General features: G+C 53.8%; 12 protein-coding genes and 1 pseudogene. 5 read left to right on the top strand and 8 right to left on the bottom strand.

The window, feature by feature from the left end; all coding sequences use genetic code 11:
* Positions 1-246: 246 nt before the first annotated feature.
* The 5 genes from AC2FJZ_RS04635 to AC2FJZ_RS04615 all read right to left on the bottom strand — a co-directional run bounded on the left by AC2FJZ_RS04635 (position 247) and on the right by AC2FJZ_RS04615 (position 5,602).
* Complete coding sequence (locus tag AC2FJZ_RS04635; RefSeq protein ID WP_496776231.1) at positions 247-711, bottom strand: DUF418 domain-containing protein; 465 nt, start codon at positions 709-711, stop codon at positions 247-249.
* A 163-nt stretch (positions 712-874) separates the two neighbouring features.
* Positions 875-1,372, bottom strand: a complete 498-nt coding sequence (locus tag AC2FJZ_RS04630) for a hypothetical protein (RefSeq protein ID WP_496776230.1) — start codon at positions 1,370-1,372, stop codon at positions 875-877.
* Positions 1,373-1,617: 245 nt separating this feature from the next.
* A complete protein-coding gene (locus AC2FJZ_RS04625; protein ID WP_496776229.1) occupies positions 1,618-2,970 on the bottom strand; it encodes an MmgE/PrpD family protein in 1,353 nt (450 codons plus the stop codon).
* 724 nt (positions 2,971-3,694) lie between these two features.
* On the bottom strand, positions 3,695-4,822 hold the full coding sequence (gntH, locus tag AC2FJZ_RS04620) for a guanitoxin biosynthesis MBL fold metallo-hydrolase GntH (protein ID WP_496776228.1): 1,128 nt from the start codon (positions 4,820-4,822) through the stop codon (positions 3,695-3,697).
* 210 nt (positions 4,823-5,032) lie between these two features.
* Positions 5,033-5,602 carry a TetR/AcrR family transcriptional regulator gene (locus AC2FJZ_RS04615; RefSeq protein WP_496776227.1) on the bottom strand — a complete coding sequence of 190 codons (570 nt, stop codon included), beginning with the start codon at positions 5,600-5,602 and terminating at the stop codon, positions 5,033-5,035.
* Positions 5,603-5,716: 114 nt separating this feature from the next.
* Here AC2FJZ_RS04615 and gntH (AC2FJZ_RS04610) point away from each other — a divergent pair, with 114 nt between their 5' ends.
* From gntH (AC2FJZ_RS04610) to AC2FJZ_RS04590, 5 genes are all read left to right on the top strand, one after another.
* Positions 5,717-6,913, top strand: a complete 1,197-nt coding sequence (gene gntH / locus AC2FJZ_RS04610) for a guanitoxin biosynthesis MBL fold metallo-hydrolase GntH (protein ID WP_496776226.1) — start codon at positions 5,717-5,719, stop codon at positions 6,911-6,913.
* A gap of 223 nt (positions 6,914-7,136) precedes the next feature.
* Entirely contained in the window at positions 7,137-8,792 is a 1,656-nt protein-coding gene (locus tag AC2FJZ_RS04605; protein WP_496776225.1) for an MHYT domain-containing protein, read from the top strand.
* Positions 8,785-10,068, top strand: a complete 1,284-nt coding sequence (locus AC2FJZ_RS04600; protein ID WP_496776224.1) for a HupE/UreJ family protein — start codon at positions 8,785-8,787, stop codon at positions 10,066-10,068. Before AC2FJZ_RS04605 ends, AC2FJZ_RS04600 begins: the two co-directional genes overlap by 8 nt.
* A 372-nt stretch (positions 10,069-10,440) precedes the next feature.
* Complete coding sequence (locus AC2FJZ_RS04595; RefSeq protein ID WP_496668155.1) at positions 10,441-11,052, top strand: exonuclease domain-containing protein; 612 nt, start codon at positions 10,441-10,443, stop codon at positions 11,050-11,052.
* 849 nt (positions 11,053-11,901) lie between these two features.
* Entirely contained in the window at positions 11,902-13,200 is a 1,299-nt protein-coding gene (locus AC2FJZ_RS04590) for an MFS transporter (protein ID WP_496776223.1), read from the top strand.
* Here AC2FJZ_RS04590 and AC2FJZ_RS04585 read toward each other — a convergent pair.
* The 3 genes and pseudogenes from AC2FJZ_RS04585 to AC2FJZ_RS04575 form a co-directional block, all read right to left on the bottom strand.
* A pseudogene (locus AC2FJZ_RS04585) lies at positions 13,184-13,373 on the bottom strand (transposase); the annotation flags it as partial. The gene AC2FJZ_RS04590 and the pseudogene AC2FJZ_RS04585 overlap by 17 nt on opposite strands.
* 395 nt (positions 13,374-13,768) lie before the next feature.
* On the bottom strand, positions 13,769-16,141 hold the full coding sequence (locus AC2FJZ_RS04580) for a thiamine pyrophosphate-binding protein (RefSeq protein WP_496776222.1): 2,373 nt from the start codon (positions 16,139-16,141) through the stop codon (positions 13,769-13,771).
* Positions 16,142-16,155: 14 nt separating this feature from the next.
* On the bottom strand, positions 16,156-17,355 hold the full coding sequence (locus tag AC2FJZ_RS04575) for a methionine gamma-lyase (protein WP_496776221.1): 1,200 nt from the start codon (positions 17,353-17,355) through the stop codon (positions 16,156-16,158).
* Positions 17,356-17,465: the final 110 nt, after the last annotated feature.

Below are 17,465 nucleotides of genomic sequence, written 5' to 3'. Positions count from 1 at the left end.
CGTCCTACAGATTGGTGAAACAGCTTTATTGTCCGCAGAGCCACCATCCGATTATGGGAAATGCTGCGCTGTGCACGGACGTCCGCTTGGGGAAGCTGCACTGCAGCGTCGGGGGCAGCAAGGGCCGTCCTCGACTTAGCGAGATGGGTCCGCCAGCATGATGCCGCGCTTGCCCCGAGGTCAGTTGAGAGCCCGAAGTGACCAATGCTGCAAGATGCATGAATGTCTGCGTTCGCCGTCAATGTGTCATGAATGCGAGCTCGTCCCTGCATAGGTGACCCGTCGCAATAGCCATTCAATCGGGCCCAATTTGAACCAAATTCGCCAGACAGTCAGGACCACAATCAGCAAGATCGTGACTAGAATTGCGATGGACGACGCAGTTGCACGGCTTACTTCGCTCCACAAGTCCAACCCGTATGCTGAAAAGATGCTCGACAACAGAATTGATTGACCGAGGTAGATACTCAGGCTTGATCCACCAGCGGCAAGAGCGCGCGACATGACCGGCCCAGGTGGCCGCGAAATCGAGGCGATCACACCGAGGTATCCCAAGGTTGTTATGGGTGCGGCAATGATAGTCAGGGTTGCCCCGGTCGCGGCCGGGCCCCACTGCCATAGACCAGCCCCCAGCAAGCTGAGACCCAACCCCGGTAGCAAGCACAGCCGCCGCGCACGCTGCCAAAGCCGGTGGCAAGCATCGTCAATCATGCCCGACTTCACTGACGCCAGACCAAGGCAAAACCAACCAAGTGCAGAGATTCCTTGGATGATCAGGAAAAGTGGTAACGTGAACGCAAAACCGATACTCCTGAAAATCACAGCATCGAAGAAGCCCCCTTCACCAAAGGCCTCTTCCTCGTACTGGAAGATCTCAGCAGGCGTTTCGGATGGAGCAAAGAGCAAAGGGAGCCCGACGACCAACTGAAGAATAAGCAAAGCAGCCCCAACTTTTGCAAGTCGTGTCGCCGCCCAGTTGCGAAAAAAGTACAGGACAGAGCCAGTGATAGAATAGATCACAAGGATGTCGCCGGAAAAAAACAAGCAACCATGCGCGATCCCCAAGAGTAATAGGCCGATCATCCGATTGCGATACAGGTGGCCAAAAAGGCAAGGCACGACGTTCCGCGGAACCCATCAGAAACCCAAGTCCAACCCCAAACAGAAAAGAAAACAGGCCGTAGGTTTTAAGTAGGGCCAACCCATTGATAAGCCAAAGGACTACCTCATCGCCAAAGGTCTCTCCGACGGATTCAGTGAAGCCGTACAATGCAGAAAATGCGATGTACTGGACGTTGATGATCACAATGCCGAAGAGGGCAATGAGTCTCAGATAATCGGGCTTTAGGGCGCGGTCATGCGTCCCTTTCACAGCAAGGCTTTCTTTGGATACATGTACGAAATTCTCCAGCGGGTCGTTGGGCTTTACTCGCCCAAAAGTCCTGCCTTGCCCAAGTCAATTGCAATTGCAATTGCGGCTTCGGCGTGAAGGTCCGTTTCAAGCACTTTCAGGCGGAATCGGTCAAAAAATGTTGGCTCAAAACCTCCATTCTCTTCTCTGCTCAACTACGTTCATGAGCTGATTCTCTGACTTAAATTGAATGGCCAGAAATGAGATTACACCTGCTTGGTGCAAAGGGTGAAAAGATGGGTCAGTTCTGATTCCGTAAGGCTGTCAAAACTGCCCGAGAGATTTTCGATTTCGTCCGCTCGGGCTTTGCCCAATACGGGATCGGCCAGCAAGTGGAACTTCTCCGAAATCTGAACGTCGCTTAATGGCAGATCCGCATCTCCTCGTGGCGTGCGCGGAGCATCTTCAATTCGGCGGCCATCGTTCAGGATCACTGTCACCTGCGCCCAGCGTTTGTCCGTGCTGATCCGGGTCATCTCATCATCATCGATCAACGTGGTTGCGCGGCTGATCCGCAAGATCTCGGGATCATTCAGCGTGTCTGTAGTCAGCTCATCCACTCCAACTTGTCCGCGCACGATCATCGCCGCCACAGGAAACGCGACGGCATATGCAAATTCATCCTGGGATTTGGGCTCGTGCCCTGCCAACCGGGTTGCATAATGGAAGGTACGAATTTCAACGGCAGTAACCTGACTGTGGTGCAACGCATTTTCGCGCATGATGTCGCTTACCGCATCCAGTGACGGGTGTGCCCAGCGACAGCACGGATAGGCTTTGTAATGCGTGTGATCGACCACGCGCCATCCTTGCCCCAGATCATCCCAAAACGCAGTTGCATCGGGGCCTTCGCAGGTCAAAGCAGGCGCGCCGGTAAACCCTTCCACCGCCAGATAGGCGGCGGTCACACCGCTTGGAGCCCCCCAGCCAACGCCATCGCGCACCATCGATGGATGATCGATGCAACGCATCATCTGGCTTCGCGGGCCATGGTATTCGCCGATACCTGCCGCATGACGTATGTGTTCGGCGTCACCGCCAAGCATCTTTGCGCCAGCTGCAGCAACGCCAACAGCGGTCCAGGCGCCGGACGTGTGATAATCTGCGCAGGTTGCGTGCTGCGCGAGACCGGCCCGATAAGAGATCTCGTAGGCAACTGCCAGCGCTTCGGCAAATCGTTTACCATCAAGGGGCCGCCCGCTTTCGGCCTGCGCCTGCGCCATTGCAACCAATGCCGGGAAAACCGCTGATCCGGCATGGCCCTTACATGGGGTTGTGCCGTCATGCGCGTCAACACTGTCAATGGTGAAGGCCCCAGCCATTGCGGCACCCACCGGGCTGACGGTGCGCCCATCCATCAGCATCGGGACAGCGCCAGAACTGCCCCCACCAAAAATCATCGGAGCGACGCGTCTGACGATGCCAGACAAGGGGGTTGTTGAGCCAATCGCGGCAACACCCATTGTATCGGTAAAACTACGCCGTAGCGTTTCAAGAACCGCATCCGGCAGATCGTCATAGGTCAGGATCTGTGCGAATTCACCAAATTCAACGCGCATCGATTATGTGCCCTTATTGTGGAGCGTCTCGAACCTTTGACTTATTTGGCTGTCAAAACTTCAGGAAACAAGAAAATTACGTAATTCAATTTTGACCCAAACATCAAGCATCTCTGATCCAAACAAAAACCGGCCCTTCATCGAAGCGGCGGCGAAGGTGTCAAAAGAGCCCTAGTCGGTCATTGCCGAGTGACCCGGTAGCTGCGGGTGGATTAGGCCGCTGTACAGCTCATTGCCGACTTTGGCCGCCAAGTGCTCGTCAATTGTCAGAGTGAAATAATCGAATGTCGGTTGCGAGCCCAACCTGTGAATTCCGTTTTCTCACTGCGTGCGCTCGCAGCGCAGAAATGTCGCGTGGGCGATAGATTTGGTGCCGCCGCGCAGCGAGTAGACCAGCCTTTCATGCGGGCCGCGGCAAGGACAAGAGGCCGAGTTCACATGTCGCGGACTTTGCTGCCTTTTGCCGGTGCAGCTATCGCCTAGGCAAAGAAACCTTCGTATTCGTGGCAGCGATCATTCGGCGGCGCGGCAGGTTTCCCAAGGCCGGTGGTTTAATCAAGCCGACTCTGGCTGAATACAAACCGATCTTTCGCCGAGATCTGGTCTGGCAATCGAGGAGCGGACAACGCGAAATCGTTCCGAGCACCAACAAAAGGGTTTCACCTCAAGTATTTGGCTTTTCCGATCTCTCAAACCTAATCTGGCAAGACTTGTTTCTCGCCGGTTAGTCCTGGCTAAGGTCGAGGCGGCCTGCATTGAGCCATTCTGACAATTCTGTTCGCTCGCTTGGGTCAGGAGGTCCGGCGGCTGTCGGGGGGTCAACTGGCAACGGATTGTCTGATCCTATTACCTCTCGAACGGTTACGGACTGGGTCGATATGTTCCAGACGAGCATATCCTGAGCCAAAGTGAGCGGCCCGTCATAGGTCATTCGAATTGCCGCGATTGTATCTGGGGCGATATCGAAATCGGCAAATGTATGATAGGCAATCGCGTGTCGCGGCTCGATTGTCGAGAATAACTTGCCGCACGCATCCGGTGGCGTGTGAATTACCGTTGCAACCAAACGGGCGCGTTCGGGATCATAGTTCTTTTTATCAATAAACTGTTGTACCGTCAGGTAACATTCGTGGATGACGAGATCAGCCTCCTTGGCGTTCTCTACGAACCATTTGTTTGGGTTGGTGTCACCCGAATAGACAAACTTAAGCCCGTTCCATTCCAAGCTGTATGACACAGAGCCGTCAATGCCGTGTATCGCGGGCCAGGACCGTATGATCACACCGTCGTTCTCATAAACCACCTGCGTCTTCGAATAGTCGAACTCAGTCACTTTTAAATGCCCTCCTGCCGAGGGCATGTTTCCGCGACGACCTGCGACGTCCCACGCCAGCATTTTTTGAAGTCCGTCCATTGCCGCCGTGGTTCCATACTCCGGTTCCAAGCCACTTGGCCCCCAGACCCGTAAAGGTACAGTCCGGTTGGAAACCCATCCGCCGACAAAAAGCGCATCCAGGTCTCCGATATGATCCACGTGCAGATGGCTGATGAACACTTTGTCGAGAAACGTGTACGGAATTTCCAAGGCGGCCAAATTTGCTAACGAACCAGTCCCGACGTCGAACAGAAACTTGTCACCGTTTCCAAGTTCGACCAACCATGATGCAGACGCTTGGGAGTGTCGAAAATTGGGTGTCCCGGTGCCCAGCGAGACAACGCGCATCTCCGCTTCACCAAGTGGTTCGGTATTCGGATAATAGAACTTTCGTGATTCTGACGAACTGTCAGAAGCCGCTGGGGAGCATATCGAAGTAAAAGCCAGACCGAGAGTTGTTATCAGATTCAATCGCACACGTAGTCCCCCCAAAATCTTCTGATTTCGATAAGGGTACTACGAAAAACCTTCAGCTCGAAATCGAACACCTGTCGATGGGCTCGGAGCGATCGCGCAGGGGCCTTGTGTGTGGCGCAAATGTGTACAAAATCAATACCTCAATCAGTACGGAGGCAATCGCGAAATACTGATAGAAAATGGCGTTTGTTCAACCCAATTGGCGGGAATCTATTTACCCACCAAAACTCGCCAATGCCGATCAATTACATCTGGCCAATCTTTTTGCAGATGCAGGTTGTTCGTTGTCTCACCCATAAGGGTCATGACCATCATCCGGCCTCGAATCTCAGCATCAAGGGGCGCAAAACCGCGCTCTTCGAATAACCATGCAGAAAACTCAAATCGCCGCTTCATAGCACGCTTATAACATTGTGCGGCGTCAGCATCGGATTTTGCCCAGACCGCGATAGCTCCATCCGGCCTGGATGCGTCTTCGCGGATAACCTGATGCATTAAGTGCCTTATCCGCTCTTCTGGCGGTCCCTCGAACTGAATTGCGTCTTCAATAATATGTCCAGTCAGAGCGTCTTCCCAAAACAGCAGAACCGAGTCGAGAAGATCCTTTAGGTTTCGAAAATGCCAGTAAAAACTCCCACTCGTCAGGCCAAGCCTGCGTGCAATAGCAACAACTTTTACACCTTCGATTCCACGCTCTCTCAGAACGTCCAGCGTCGCAAGAAGCCAGTCTTCCCGTGACGCTTTTTCCCGTTTTTCAATTATCCTTGGCTCAGCTTCCATAGACACCTCTATTGACATAGACCAGTCTATGGACCTACCGTAGAGATGTCTACGGAGAATGGGGGGCTCACGAATTTGTGTGCTGAATGAATACTTCAGAATGGAAGGGGAACTATGAATAGCTTGCTCAATTCCGCAACGGTCTTGTTTTTTGCAATGGGGATTGCGGTCGCAGGAACCGCCACAGCGCAGAACATGTTGCCCACGGGTCGAACGGCCGCCCCCATCGAAGATGGTGTTTATCCAGCTTCCTATTTTCCCAATACTGAAATTCTCGGCGAAGACGAGATGCGGATAACCGCGTTAGGGACAGGGATGCCAAACCAGACAAAGGCTGCCGTCTCAATTTCGTTTTATGTGGAATTGGGCAACGGTGACGTTTTTCTGTTCGACGTTGGCACCGGATCAACGGGTAACTTGTTCTCGCTGCGCCCAGACTTTTCGAAAATTGACAAAGTTTTCTTCAGCCACCTGCACGTTGATCATGTCGGGGACTTTATGGGGCTGCACGTTGGTGGCTGGTTATCAGGTCGGTACACACCGCTTCATATCTTTGGCCCTTCGGGATCAGAAGATGAGCTTGGTACCAAAGCCTACGTAGAGGGTATGTCAAAAGCCTATGCGTGGGACCTTGCCACACGTACGGGTGCGTTGCCGGATGAGGGCGCCAAGCTTGAAGTCACCGAATTCGACTACATGCAGGAAAACGAGATCGTTTATCAAGACAACGGCGTCACCATTCGTTCCTGGCCTGCGATCCATAGCCTCGACGGTTCAGTCAGTTATTCCCTTGAGTGGAATGGGCTGAAATACGTTTTCGGCGGAGATACCTATCCAAACAAGTGGTATGTCGAGTATGCCAAAGGTGCAGATATCGCATCGCACGAGGCTTTCCTGCCACCAGAAGCGCTGGCACCGTACTTTGGCTGGGACATGACGCAAGCAACATATGTCGCCACGCGCGTCCATTCTGAGCCTGCAGCATTCGGAAAGGTAATGTCTGCTGTCGAACCGCGTATGGCTTTGGGATATCACTCCGTGCTTTCGCCGGAAAACTATCAGGCGATTCTGGAAGGAGTACGGTCGACTTACGATGGACCGCTCACTCTGGCACGTGATCTTCAGGTGATCAACGTAACCAAAGACCAGATTGTCGTACGCGAGGCGAGCGTAGATGACTATGCGTTGCCGCCCGCAGTAAGCGACGAGTACATCAATGCACAGCGTTCAAAGGAAAAAGAACCGTCGGACAAGGTCCAAGCAGGTAAATGGGACGGTTACACGCCACCGCCTATGCCGGATCAAAACTGAATAAGTGACACGTTTTGGCGCGGCTCGCTAATGAGCCGCACAAGACGGAATTGACACAGCTTCTGTACCTAGGATGACGCCGCGAAGGACGCTGGCCAAATTGTTGATCCAAATCCGATGCCTTCTGATGTTGTTCACTGCCATAATAATGGGCAGCTCTGCAAAAGGTGACGTCATCCCGTATAGCGGAGCGGAAGTCGCTAGAAATATCGCAGTCTTCCGGGTGGAAAACGACGGCGTCCGTCTTACGCTGGAAGTCTACCCCGAGGATTTTGAAAGCTTTGAGGTATTTATGCCTGCCGAGCTTTTGCAGGATTTCCACCCAACAGCGGCCGCACGTAAAGCTGCGATTGGCAGCGAAGCTGAAAGCATTTCGGTTTTCCGCACCGACGGTTCACCTCTTTCTTTCGAATTTATGACTGCCGAGCACCGTGAGAGAGTTGACCGTGCATCCCCGCTGGCAGGAAGAACCGATCCAATTACCGGGCGCACAATTCCTGCCCCTCCTGGAAATCCGCAGGTTATCTACATCGAAGCTTTCTTTGGCTTTGACGGCGCGCGCCCCGAGACCCTGATCCTTCGCCCCCCGGCACCCAAAGAGGATAAGCCCGCCACATCAATCGGTTTCATGGTTTTTGATCGCGCCGTCCCAGTCACAAGGTTCAGTTACTTAGACAGTAATGCGCGACTTGAGATTGACTGGTCCGATCCATGGTTCAGCGCGTTCACCAACGCGAATCTCAATCGGGCGGCTCAAAGCGGCATAACGTCTTTTCTGTACGTGGCACCACGCGAAATTCGCCACGAAGTCCTTATCCGGCTGCGGGAACTTGCGCCGTGGATAGACACGGACCTGAGCACGGGCTCCTGGTTGGACCCAACTCAGCAGGGAGCAATACTCAACGCCGCGCTGAACGCGTTCGAAACCCGTAACCCAGTTACCATCGGGGGGGAGCAAGTTCAGCCCGCCTCTGTCCGGGGCGCATTTCTGACGCTGAACGAGGGAGGAGTTCAGGTTGTCGAGGGCTCCCCAACACTTCTGACCGATACGACTTTTGCAGGATTGATATTGTCCTATCCGATTTCGGCATTGCCCAAAGAGGCGTCCGTCACATGGGATATGTTTGACCATACCATTCAGCATGTGCCTGTAACGTTGACGGATGTTGCCGGTCCCTTCCTGGACTGGGCCACCCCGGAAGATCCAGAGGTAGATTGGATCAACCATTTGAAACGCCACGTCGACCCCGAAGTTACGCCGGTACAGGTGGCGGGGGTTGTCTTTCTGCCGATCTGGACCGCACTGGCTGTCGTTCTGGCGCTTGGCGCAGGCATGGCCGCGCTTTTGTCATCCCGGACACGCCGGCGGATCGGGTTTGCCCTTCTGTCTGCTGGCGGCTTAGTTGCAGGGGTCGCCCTTCGACACGAAATGCAAATGCCGTTTCAAAACCCAATAGCTGGTCAATCCAGAGAACAGATGGCTTCTGAAGCTTTTTCCCTACTTTTGGCGAACTCGTATGTGGCCGCGCTTGAGGTCTCACCAGAAGCACGTCGCAAAGCGCTAGAGCCAATTGTCAGGAACACGGCCCTCGCAGACGTTGCTGCCGAACTCGAAACAAACCTTGCCATTCGTGTGCCTGGCGGAAGCCGCGCGCAGATCGCCGAAGTGACCGATGTCGCAATCGTGGAAGGTGACACTAAGATAACCGGTGCTTTCGAAGGGGTTGCCAAGTGGATTGTAGACGCCCGAGCGGGTCACTGGGGCCATGATCATCGTCGTCGGGTGGAGTATCGGGCAAGGGTCGAGTTCCGTCCCGAAAGAGGCGTTTGGAAGCTTACGGGTATCACTGTAATGGAGGCGCGCGCACCGGATGTTTAACCGACTGAACAAGGTGTTGTTGATTTGGATAACGACCAGTTTGATCTTGGCCGCGGTCGCAAGCCAGGCGCATTTTCTGCTGAACCTTAACGTTCGTATTTTTCATGTAGAACACACAAAAGACGGTCTGCGCATCCATTTGCGAACGCCCATGCCCTATCTTGTGGCGGACAAAATCGGCAAAAAGGATGAGGACGGCCTTCCTGAAGCAGCTCCTTTCACGACAAATACCCTTGAGGATGGTCAAGTGGTTCATTTTGTCGATACCTCACAAATCGCTGAAAACCTGCTTGGCCTTGGGCACATCGCTGAAACGGGTACGATCATAGAAATCTCAGGGACGCGCCTTCAGGGCGACGTTGAATCCGTGACCATCCACAAAGTAGGTGAGGAGCCGGGTTTTGCGACACTGAGCGAAGCCCAGCAATCTGTATCTGCTGGAACGACCATACAGGATGACCCGCCAGTTTATGTTGGTGACGTTATTGTGGATGTCACACTCTGGTATGAATTGGGAAGTGCGCCTACCTCCTATGCCATCTCCAGTTCTTTGGACCCAGGCCTGCCTGATCAGGAAATGACCGCCAATCTCATTCTGGATTATGGATCTGGCGATCCGCTTGTCTTTCGAACCCGAGGCCTGATGGAAGATCCTGTTCAGGTTTCCAGGTCCTGGTTTTCAGGAATCGTAACTTTCGTTTGGGAAGGCTTGCGACACATCCTGGAAGGCGTCGACCATGTGCTATTTGTCGTCTGTCTGGTGATTGGTGCCCCCGGATTAAGCGCACTGCTGTGGCGAGTCACCGGCTTTACGGTCGGCCATAGCGTAACTCTGTCCCTTGGTTTTTTTGGATATGTGCCGTCAGGAGCCTGGTTTGTGCCATTTGTCGAAACCGGGATTGCCTTGTCCATCGTCTACGCGGCATTTCTGGCCGTTAGGCGGAATGAGCAGGAAAAGAACTCTAACAAAAAGGTCTTTGTTGTAACGGTGCTTATGGGTCTTCTTCACGGCTTGGGCTTCAGTTTTGTTTTACATGAAATACTTCAGGTGACGTCGCCCAATATCTGGCAGAGCTTACTGGCGTTCAATGTAGGCGTCGAAGTTGGTCAGCTTGCTATCGTTCTTGTGATCTGGCCATTGCTGCACTTCTTCGCGAGGCTAGGCCCGAAACCTGAAATGTCGTTGAGAGTTTCGATTGCAATCGGATGTGCAGCTATCGCAAGTTGGTGGACTTTCGAACGTGGAATAGACTTTCTATCATTGATTGCGATTTAGAAAGCAGTACGGCTTCCAACTCTATAAGAATTTCCGGTTTGAGCTCGAAGCTGTCCGATGCATCAGCAAAGATGCCTGCTGACAACGGCCGCTTGATCTAGCGATAGTTTTGAGACGTCAGTACGGTGCTGACGCTTGGAGCAGGAGCCATCCACCCCATCCGGTTGGTGAAGCTGGGGCGTGGCGCCCGACCCTGTGGCGGATGTCCGGAATGGGCCGTGAGTGAAGCGTCATGCAGACAGATTGCTTTCTTTGATATCGCGAACGGCTTGCCAAGACTAACTTGATCCACGAAAAGTAGGTATCCCAATTGTTGATCTAGCAGCGAAGGGTAAGGAAATCCGACAGATGTAGAGTGCCCAAACGGTGAACATGTTGAACAGATTCGGGCATCTTAATGCGCCGCCTGCCGGTCCATTTCGCTTTATTGCACTGGACGTCGAAACGGCAGGAAGATCTATCAGTGGCATCTGTCAGATCGGGCTTTGTTTTGTCAGCGACGCAGGTCTTATGCAGACCTATTCTGTCCTGATTGACCCAGAGGGACCGTTCGAGGCTTTCAATACTGAGCTCCACGGGATTTCCGCCGAAACCGTGAAGGGGACTGGGACATTCCCAACGGTCTATGCGTCCTTGTTCGAGATCCTGAACACGCACAGCCTCGTGCAACACAGTACGTTTGATGAAAAGGCGATGACGGCAGCTTGCGCCCGGTATGGCCTGCCAATGATCACGTCGCATTGGACGAATAGTGTCGCGATTGCCCGTCAAGCATGGCCATCATTGAAGGGGGCCGGTGGCCACGGGCTGGCAAACCTCAAGAAACATCTCGGCCTTGAGTTTCATCACCATGACGCAGGTGAGGACGCCCGTGCTTCGGCGTCAGTAATCTTAAAGGCAGAAGAGGTTTTAGGCGCGCGGTTGTCCCATCTTACGACAAATCGCCAGTTGACATTACCATTCGAAAATCGATCTGAGAGATAACTGCCAAGGTCTGTAAGATCCTGCTGATCGACGAACTAACTGTTCGATGTTACGAAATGGACGGCGGTCAGCCCTGCGGAAGTGGTCATCTCAAATTCTACTTCGCTCGTATGTCTGGAATGGGAATGCTGGGAAAGAACCGAATCTGCATGTTGAGAAGCGCAAACTCAAACGCATTTGCTCTGCATCAAAGGTCGGCATTGAGGCCATTGCGGATTAACCCAGATTTACTGAGCGCAAGTTAGGCTCGTCACCTCGCAGAATGGCAAGAGGAAATACAACTCTATATGAACAAGATTGGTCTGTACCCTGCCTGCTGATGCACGCGGGTCCGGGAACAATCGAGAGCGGCACCGATTGTTCCAGCATAGGAAAACCTGCCTTTTCTCGATTACCACACTCCTGCCGGGACGCGGAGCGCAGCGAGCCAGCGCCGAACTGATCAGACCGATGCCCTCGCCGATAAAGGCGGTCGCCACATTTGGGTCGCCAGCATACTGAGCAGCGGCCCATTTCAGGGCTTCAGCGCCAGCTTCCAGTTTCAAGGCGCTCTCCGGTCAGTGCCATATCTCAATGAACGTGTTGCGCAGAACACGGCCATTGTAGCGGCCAGGCCAATCGTAACCACGGATCACGTCCCCCACCCGGGTGCGGATCGCGTCGTCACTTGTTGCCGCAGGAGGGAGAGTTCGACCGAGGCCGGACCCATGCGGCGACTTAGACGTCCAGCGGCAGTGCGGACTTTCCCAACTTTATCTGCTCTTGTTCGAATGACTGCATTGACGCGCACGATAGCACCAGCGTCGCCAAGGTATTGTGTTTGGTGGTGGCAGCACCGAAGCTGCGAGTATGACGAACGAAATAGAATTCTCTTTCAATTCACTGACGGATGCGGCGCGTCGGCATGTTCGGGTGTTTCAGATACAACAGTTTCTAGATCGCTTTGCTATGGGCCTCACAGTGGCGGTAGTTGCGCTGGCACTCACGGACCGAGGGATGGACCTCTTTGAGATATCCCTTCTCTTCGGTGTCTACTCGCTGACCACAATGTCGATGGAACTGCCGTTTGGTGGATTGGCCGACAACATTGGACGCAAGCCGGTGTTTATGGCAGCAGTGATCGCAAGCTTGATATCGCTGGCGCTTTTCCTATCCTCGACCGATTTTTTCGTCTTGGCTCTTTCTTTTGCCTTCATCGGGTTTGGGCGCGCACTTCGGTCGGGCACGCTCGATGCATGGTTTGTTGAAAAATTCAAAGTGGCTGCGCCAAATGTGGACATTCAACCCGCTCTCGCCAAAGCTCAATGGGCCAATGCTATGGGCCTAGCCATTGGGGCCGTCATTGGAGGTTTTTTGCCGGACGTTTTTGGTTCGGTGGCAGAGAGACTTGGATTTAGCATCTATGACGTGTCCTACGCGGCAAGCTTTTGTGTGATGCTTGGGGTGTTCATTTACACCATGTTTGCCATTGTCGAAACATCGTCTCCACTCAACACAAACGCGCTTAAACAGGGATTCTTGCAAGTCCCATCGGTGATCAAAGACGCTGGCCTTCTAGCCTTAAGGCATCGTACACTTTCGATACTTTTGGCAGCGCTTGCGCTCTTCCTTATGGCGACCAATCCTGTTGAAATAATCTGGCCGACCCACGCCAAGCCAATGTTAGCCGACGGATACGCCAACACTGTCATTGGCCTACTGACCGCGAGCTATTTCTTTTCTATCGCCTTTGGCGCGTCGCTTTCCCCACGCCTAAGTCGGATTTTTAAACGCCAGCATGCCGCCACGCTTGCAGCGATTTTCGCCTGCCTTACAGGTGTACAGATAGCATTGGCACTACAAGGCAGCATCATCGGTTTTGCGGCTGTATTCATCTTGTACTCTGTAATCCTTGGTGCAAGTGAAACGCCCGCCAGCAGCATTCTGCATAGCTGCGTACAAGACCGCCAGCGGTCCACAATGCTGTCTCTAAGATCGTTGATCCAGCAAATGGGGGCAGCGCTGGGTCTGGTTTTCTCAGGAGCCATCGCTGATATGTACTCCACCCCGGTCGCGTGGATTGTCGGCACCGCTTTTCTTCTCATGGCGATGACTCTGATCTTAGAGTTGGGTAAACGACTAGGCTCAGGGTTCACGACCAGTAAGTGACAGTTGCCGTGCGTGCGATGGCTGATTGAAGGACCTTGGGACAAATGTCGTAGCGTGTCGCCATGCACCTCCATTCCTTGAGCCTGCCATAACTGATCTCAATGCGGTTGCGCCGCTTGTCTCGGCGATTGTCGTATTTGGCCGGGGGTCTTGCGTTGCTTACGACTGGGGATGTAGGCGCTTATAGGTGCGCTCAGGGCCGTTTGTTCAAATTTAAGGCTTGAAATAGCAGCAAATCAGAGTGCCAGAGGCAACTTTAGGTGGCGGAACAGTAAGTGAATTGGTCAAAAGGCAAAATATCTCTGCATTAGACATCAGATTTTATTGGTCGGAGTGAGAGGATTCGAGCCTCCGACCCCTGCCTCCCGAAGACCGGTGCAGAGGGCCAAGTTATTGATTTTTAGTCAAAGGAGCCCTGTTTTTCAGGCGTTATCGCCAATCAAACCAGCCAAGTTCAGGTTCGGCAGGTTCATTGAACCTAAGAGCACTGTCTACATGGTCCGCTAGTTATCTTGGTCTATGTTCAGTGCTAGTTTGTTCTATGCATTATTGCCCAGATCCAGCCCACTTAGGCACGGTGAAGAGTTCTGCCATGGGTCAGGCCATTCACTTTCTCCAGGATAGCGTCTGCGTCAATGCAGTGGTGGCGATACAGATCGCCGATTGTTCCGGTCTGACCAAAATGCTCGACGCCCATGGAGATTGTCTGATGTCCAAGCACTGACCCGAGCCAGGATAGAGTAGCAGGATGACCATCGATAACGGTGACAAGCTTGCAGTGCGGCGGAAGGTCGGACATCAGGGTTTCGATGTGAGAGCGCGCCGCTAGGTTGCCGCGAGAACGCGCTCGTTGAGCTGCCGTCCATCCGGCATTCAGGCGATCTGCGGACGTCACGGCCAATACCCCTATGTCGCGACGGCCTTCACCAATCATACCGGCAGCCTTGATTGCCTCCGGCGCGACTGCTCCTTGATAGGCGACTACAACTTCGCAATTGGGTCCGGGTTTTCGCAACCAATAGGCCCCATCAATGGCACCTTGGCGGAACTCATCGTTGACACGCCTTCCAGGCTGTTCAATCGGGTTGGTGGTCAGGCGCAGGTAGATTGACCCGCCGGTTTCATCGCGCAGCCATGTGCGCTCATCGGGCTGCCCTTCACCATCGCGCTGCAGGTAGTCGAAGGCCCATTCCATAATCACCGCCAGCTCGTCGGCAAATGCGGGTTCAAAAGCGGCCAATCCGTCTTGGCTCATCCCGATGAGCGGTGTGCCAACGGACTGGTGTGCTCCACCTTCTGGTGCAAGTGTGACGCCGGAGGGTGTGCCAACCAGCATGAAACGCGCGTCCTGATAACAGGCGTAATTTAACGCATCGAGGCCGCGACTGACGAATGGATCATAGACGGTGCCAATTGGGATCAGCCGCTTACCGAACAGCGAATGCGACAGACCCGCCGCTCCCAGAAGCAACATGAGATTCATTTCGGCGATACCAAGCTCGATATGCTGCCCGTCCGGCGTGAATTCCCATTTCGCCGTCGAAGGGATCCGGTGTTCTATGAAGGCGTCGGCTTGCTCGGATCGGGCGAACAGTTTGCGGCGGTTCACCCAAGGACCAAGGCTTGTTGTGCCTGTCACATCTGGGGAGGTCGTCACTATGCGCTCCGCCAATGGGCTGTCGCCTTTTGAAAGATCGTCAAGGATCTTGCCAAACGCCAGCTGGGTCGAGATTTCGCGACTGGTGTCGATCCCGATTGTCGGCACATCCAGCTTGTCATCAAAATAGCGGCGCGGACCTTTGGCAAAGAACGGGGTGCTGGCCAGAAAACCCTTGAGCGCGTCTGGGTCTTGCACTGTCGCAAGTGGCTCCCATTCTTCGCCTTCTGGCACACCCATATGCGATTGCCACGCGGCAAACTGGCTATTGTTCATCAGCCCGCCGTGGTTGTCCTTGTGGCCTGCAATTGGGGTGCCCCATCCTTTGACTGTGTAGGCCAGGAAGCATGTTGGGCGATCATGATCGATGTCGGCAAATGTTTGGGCCATGGTCTCGACGCAGTTGCCGCCGAGGTTCTCCATAAGGGCTGCGAGCTCTGCATCCGTTCGCCGATCGATCAGAGCGGTCACATCCCCCTGATCCCCCAGATCGTCCATGAGACGCTGTCGCCAATTCGCACCACCCATGAAAGTCAAAGCGGAGTAATCCTGGTTGGGGCAAGCGTCTATCCAATCACGCAGGCGGTCTCCGCCGGGCTCGTCGAAGGCAGCGCGTTGCAAGACACCAAATTTCACACGAACGACATCCCAACTGAATGCATCGAAGATTTTCTCGATCCGTTCGAACAGTCCTTCTCTGACGATACCGTCCAGCGACTGTCGGTTGTAATCGATGATCCACCACGTGTTTCGTAAATCGTTTTTCCAGCCTTCTTGTAATGCCTCATAGACGTTGCCTTCATCCAGTTCGGCATCGCCTACCAAGGCTACCATACGACCCATTGGCGCGTCTGAACCCCAGCTTTTGGCCTTGATGTAGTCTTGAAGGATCGAGGCAAACGAGGTGATCGCGACACCTAAACCCACAGACCCGGTCGAGAAATCAACATCGTCAATGTCCTTGGTCCGGCTGGGATAACTTTGCACACCGCCAAATCCGCGGAAATTCTCCATTTTCTCGCGGGTCTGATTACCCATGAGATACTGCATCGCATGAAACACCGGCGACGCATGCGGTTTTACTGCAACCCGGTCCTCAGGGCGTAAGGCTGAGAAGTAGAGCGCAGTCATGATCGATACCATCGACGCAGACGAAGCCTGATGGCCACCAATCTTGATCCCATCCACCTTTGGTCGGATATGGTTGGCATGGTGGATCATCCAATGAGACAACCACAGCAGGCGCTGTTCGACGATCTTTAGTTGGGTGGGATCAATGTGCATGGTGGTCTCCGGTTTTAAGCGGCGCTGCGAGCAGGGTAGGGCAAAGCCTGCTCTAGGTCTGCAAGGATATCTTCGACATCCTCTAGCCCGACAGACAGACGGATCAGGCCATCGCTTATCCCATGCTCAGCCCGCTCTTCCGGGGTATACGTCGAATGAGTCATGGAGGCTGGGTGTTGGATCAGTGTTTCCGCGTCGCCCAATGACACCGCACGCTGGATCATATTCAGGCGGTTCATGAATTCAATTCCACCGGACAGACCGGACTTGATTTCAAACGCTATCATAGCGCCCGGTTCGGACATCTGTCGCTTCGCTACATCGTGCTGTGCGAAGCTCTCAAGACCGGGGAAATAAACCTCACCGACGGCGGGATGTGCTTCGAGGAAACCTGCGACGACTTTGGCGGACGCGCAGTGACGATCCAGACGCAGGTTCAGTGTTTTCAGACCACGCAGGATCAGCATCGCGTTGAAAGGGGCCATTACCGCGCCGGTCATGTCCTTCATCCCAACAAGGCGGATCTCAGCAATCTGTTCGGCGGACCCGACAACCAGACCGGCAACCACATCGCCATGCCCACCGAGGTATTTGGTGGCGGAGTGCAGAACGATATCTGCCCCGTGCTCGATCGGGCGGGTCAAATACGGGCTAGCGTAGGTATTATCGACGACGACCGTTGCACCGACCGAATGCGCAATTTCGGCGCTCGCGGCGATGTCCACCAAGCGCATATTCGGATTGGCCGGAGTTTCGAAATAGACAACGCGGGTTTTGTCAGAAACGGCAGTTTTCAGGTTCTCAGGGTCTGTCATGTCGACGTGCGTGATCGTGACTCCCCATTTTGCCAAACCGTGACGCATGAAGGCGAAAGTGCAGCCATAGAGCGTTTTGTCCACGATGACTTCATCACCTGGCGACAGCAGGGTCCAAAGCACTGCCGTAATCGCGCCCATTCCGCTTGAGAGAGCTAGACCGGCCTCGGCTCCCTCAAGCACTGCAATACGTTGTTCAAGAAGGTCGCATGTGGGGTTTGAAATACGGCTGTAGATATGACCTTCACGCTCACCGGCGAACATTTCTCCACCAGCCTCTGCGGTTTCAAAGGTAAACGTGGACGTCAAATGCAGCGGTGGTGTCAGCGCACCGTCATTTTCCAGAGGGTTATAAGCATGGTGAATGGCGCGGGTGGCAAATCCGGTTGAACGAGTCATTGCAAGCTCCTGATTCATGTTGAAGCCAGTTTGCGCCTTTACTTTGGACCAATGGTTGCGAATTATACCAAACCGAGCATCTATATTGGCAGATTCTGCTAAGAATGAGG

The sequence above is a fragment of the Ruegeria sp. CDSA079 genome (genome assembly GCF_059612245.1).
The sequence above is the reverse complement of the archived record's forward strand: the minus strand, read 5'-3'. Positions and strand labels throughout refer to the sequence as shown.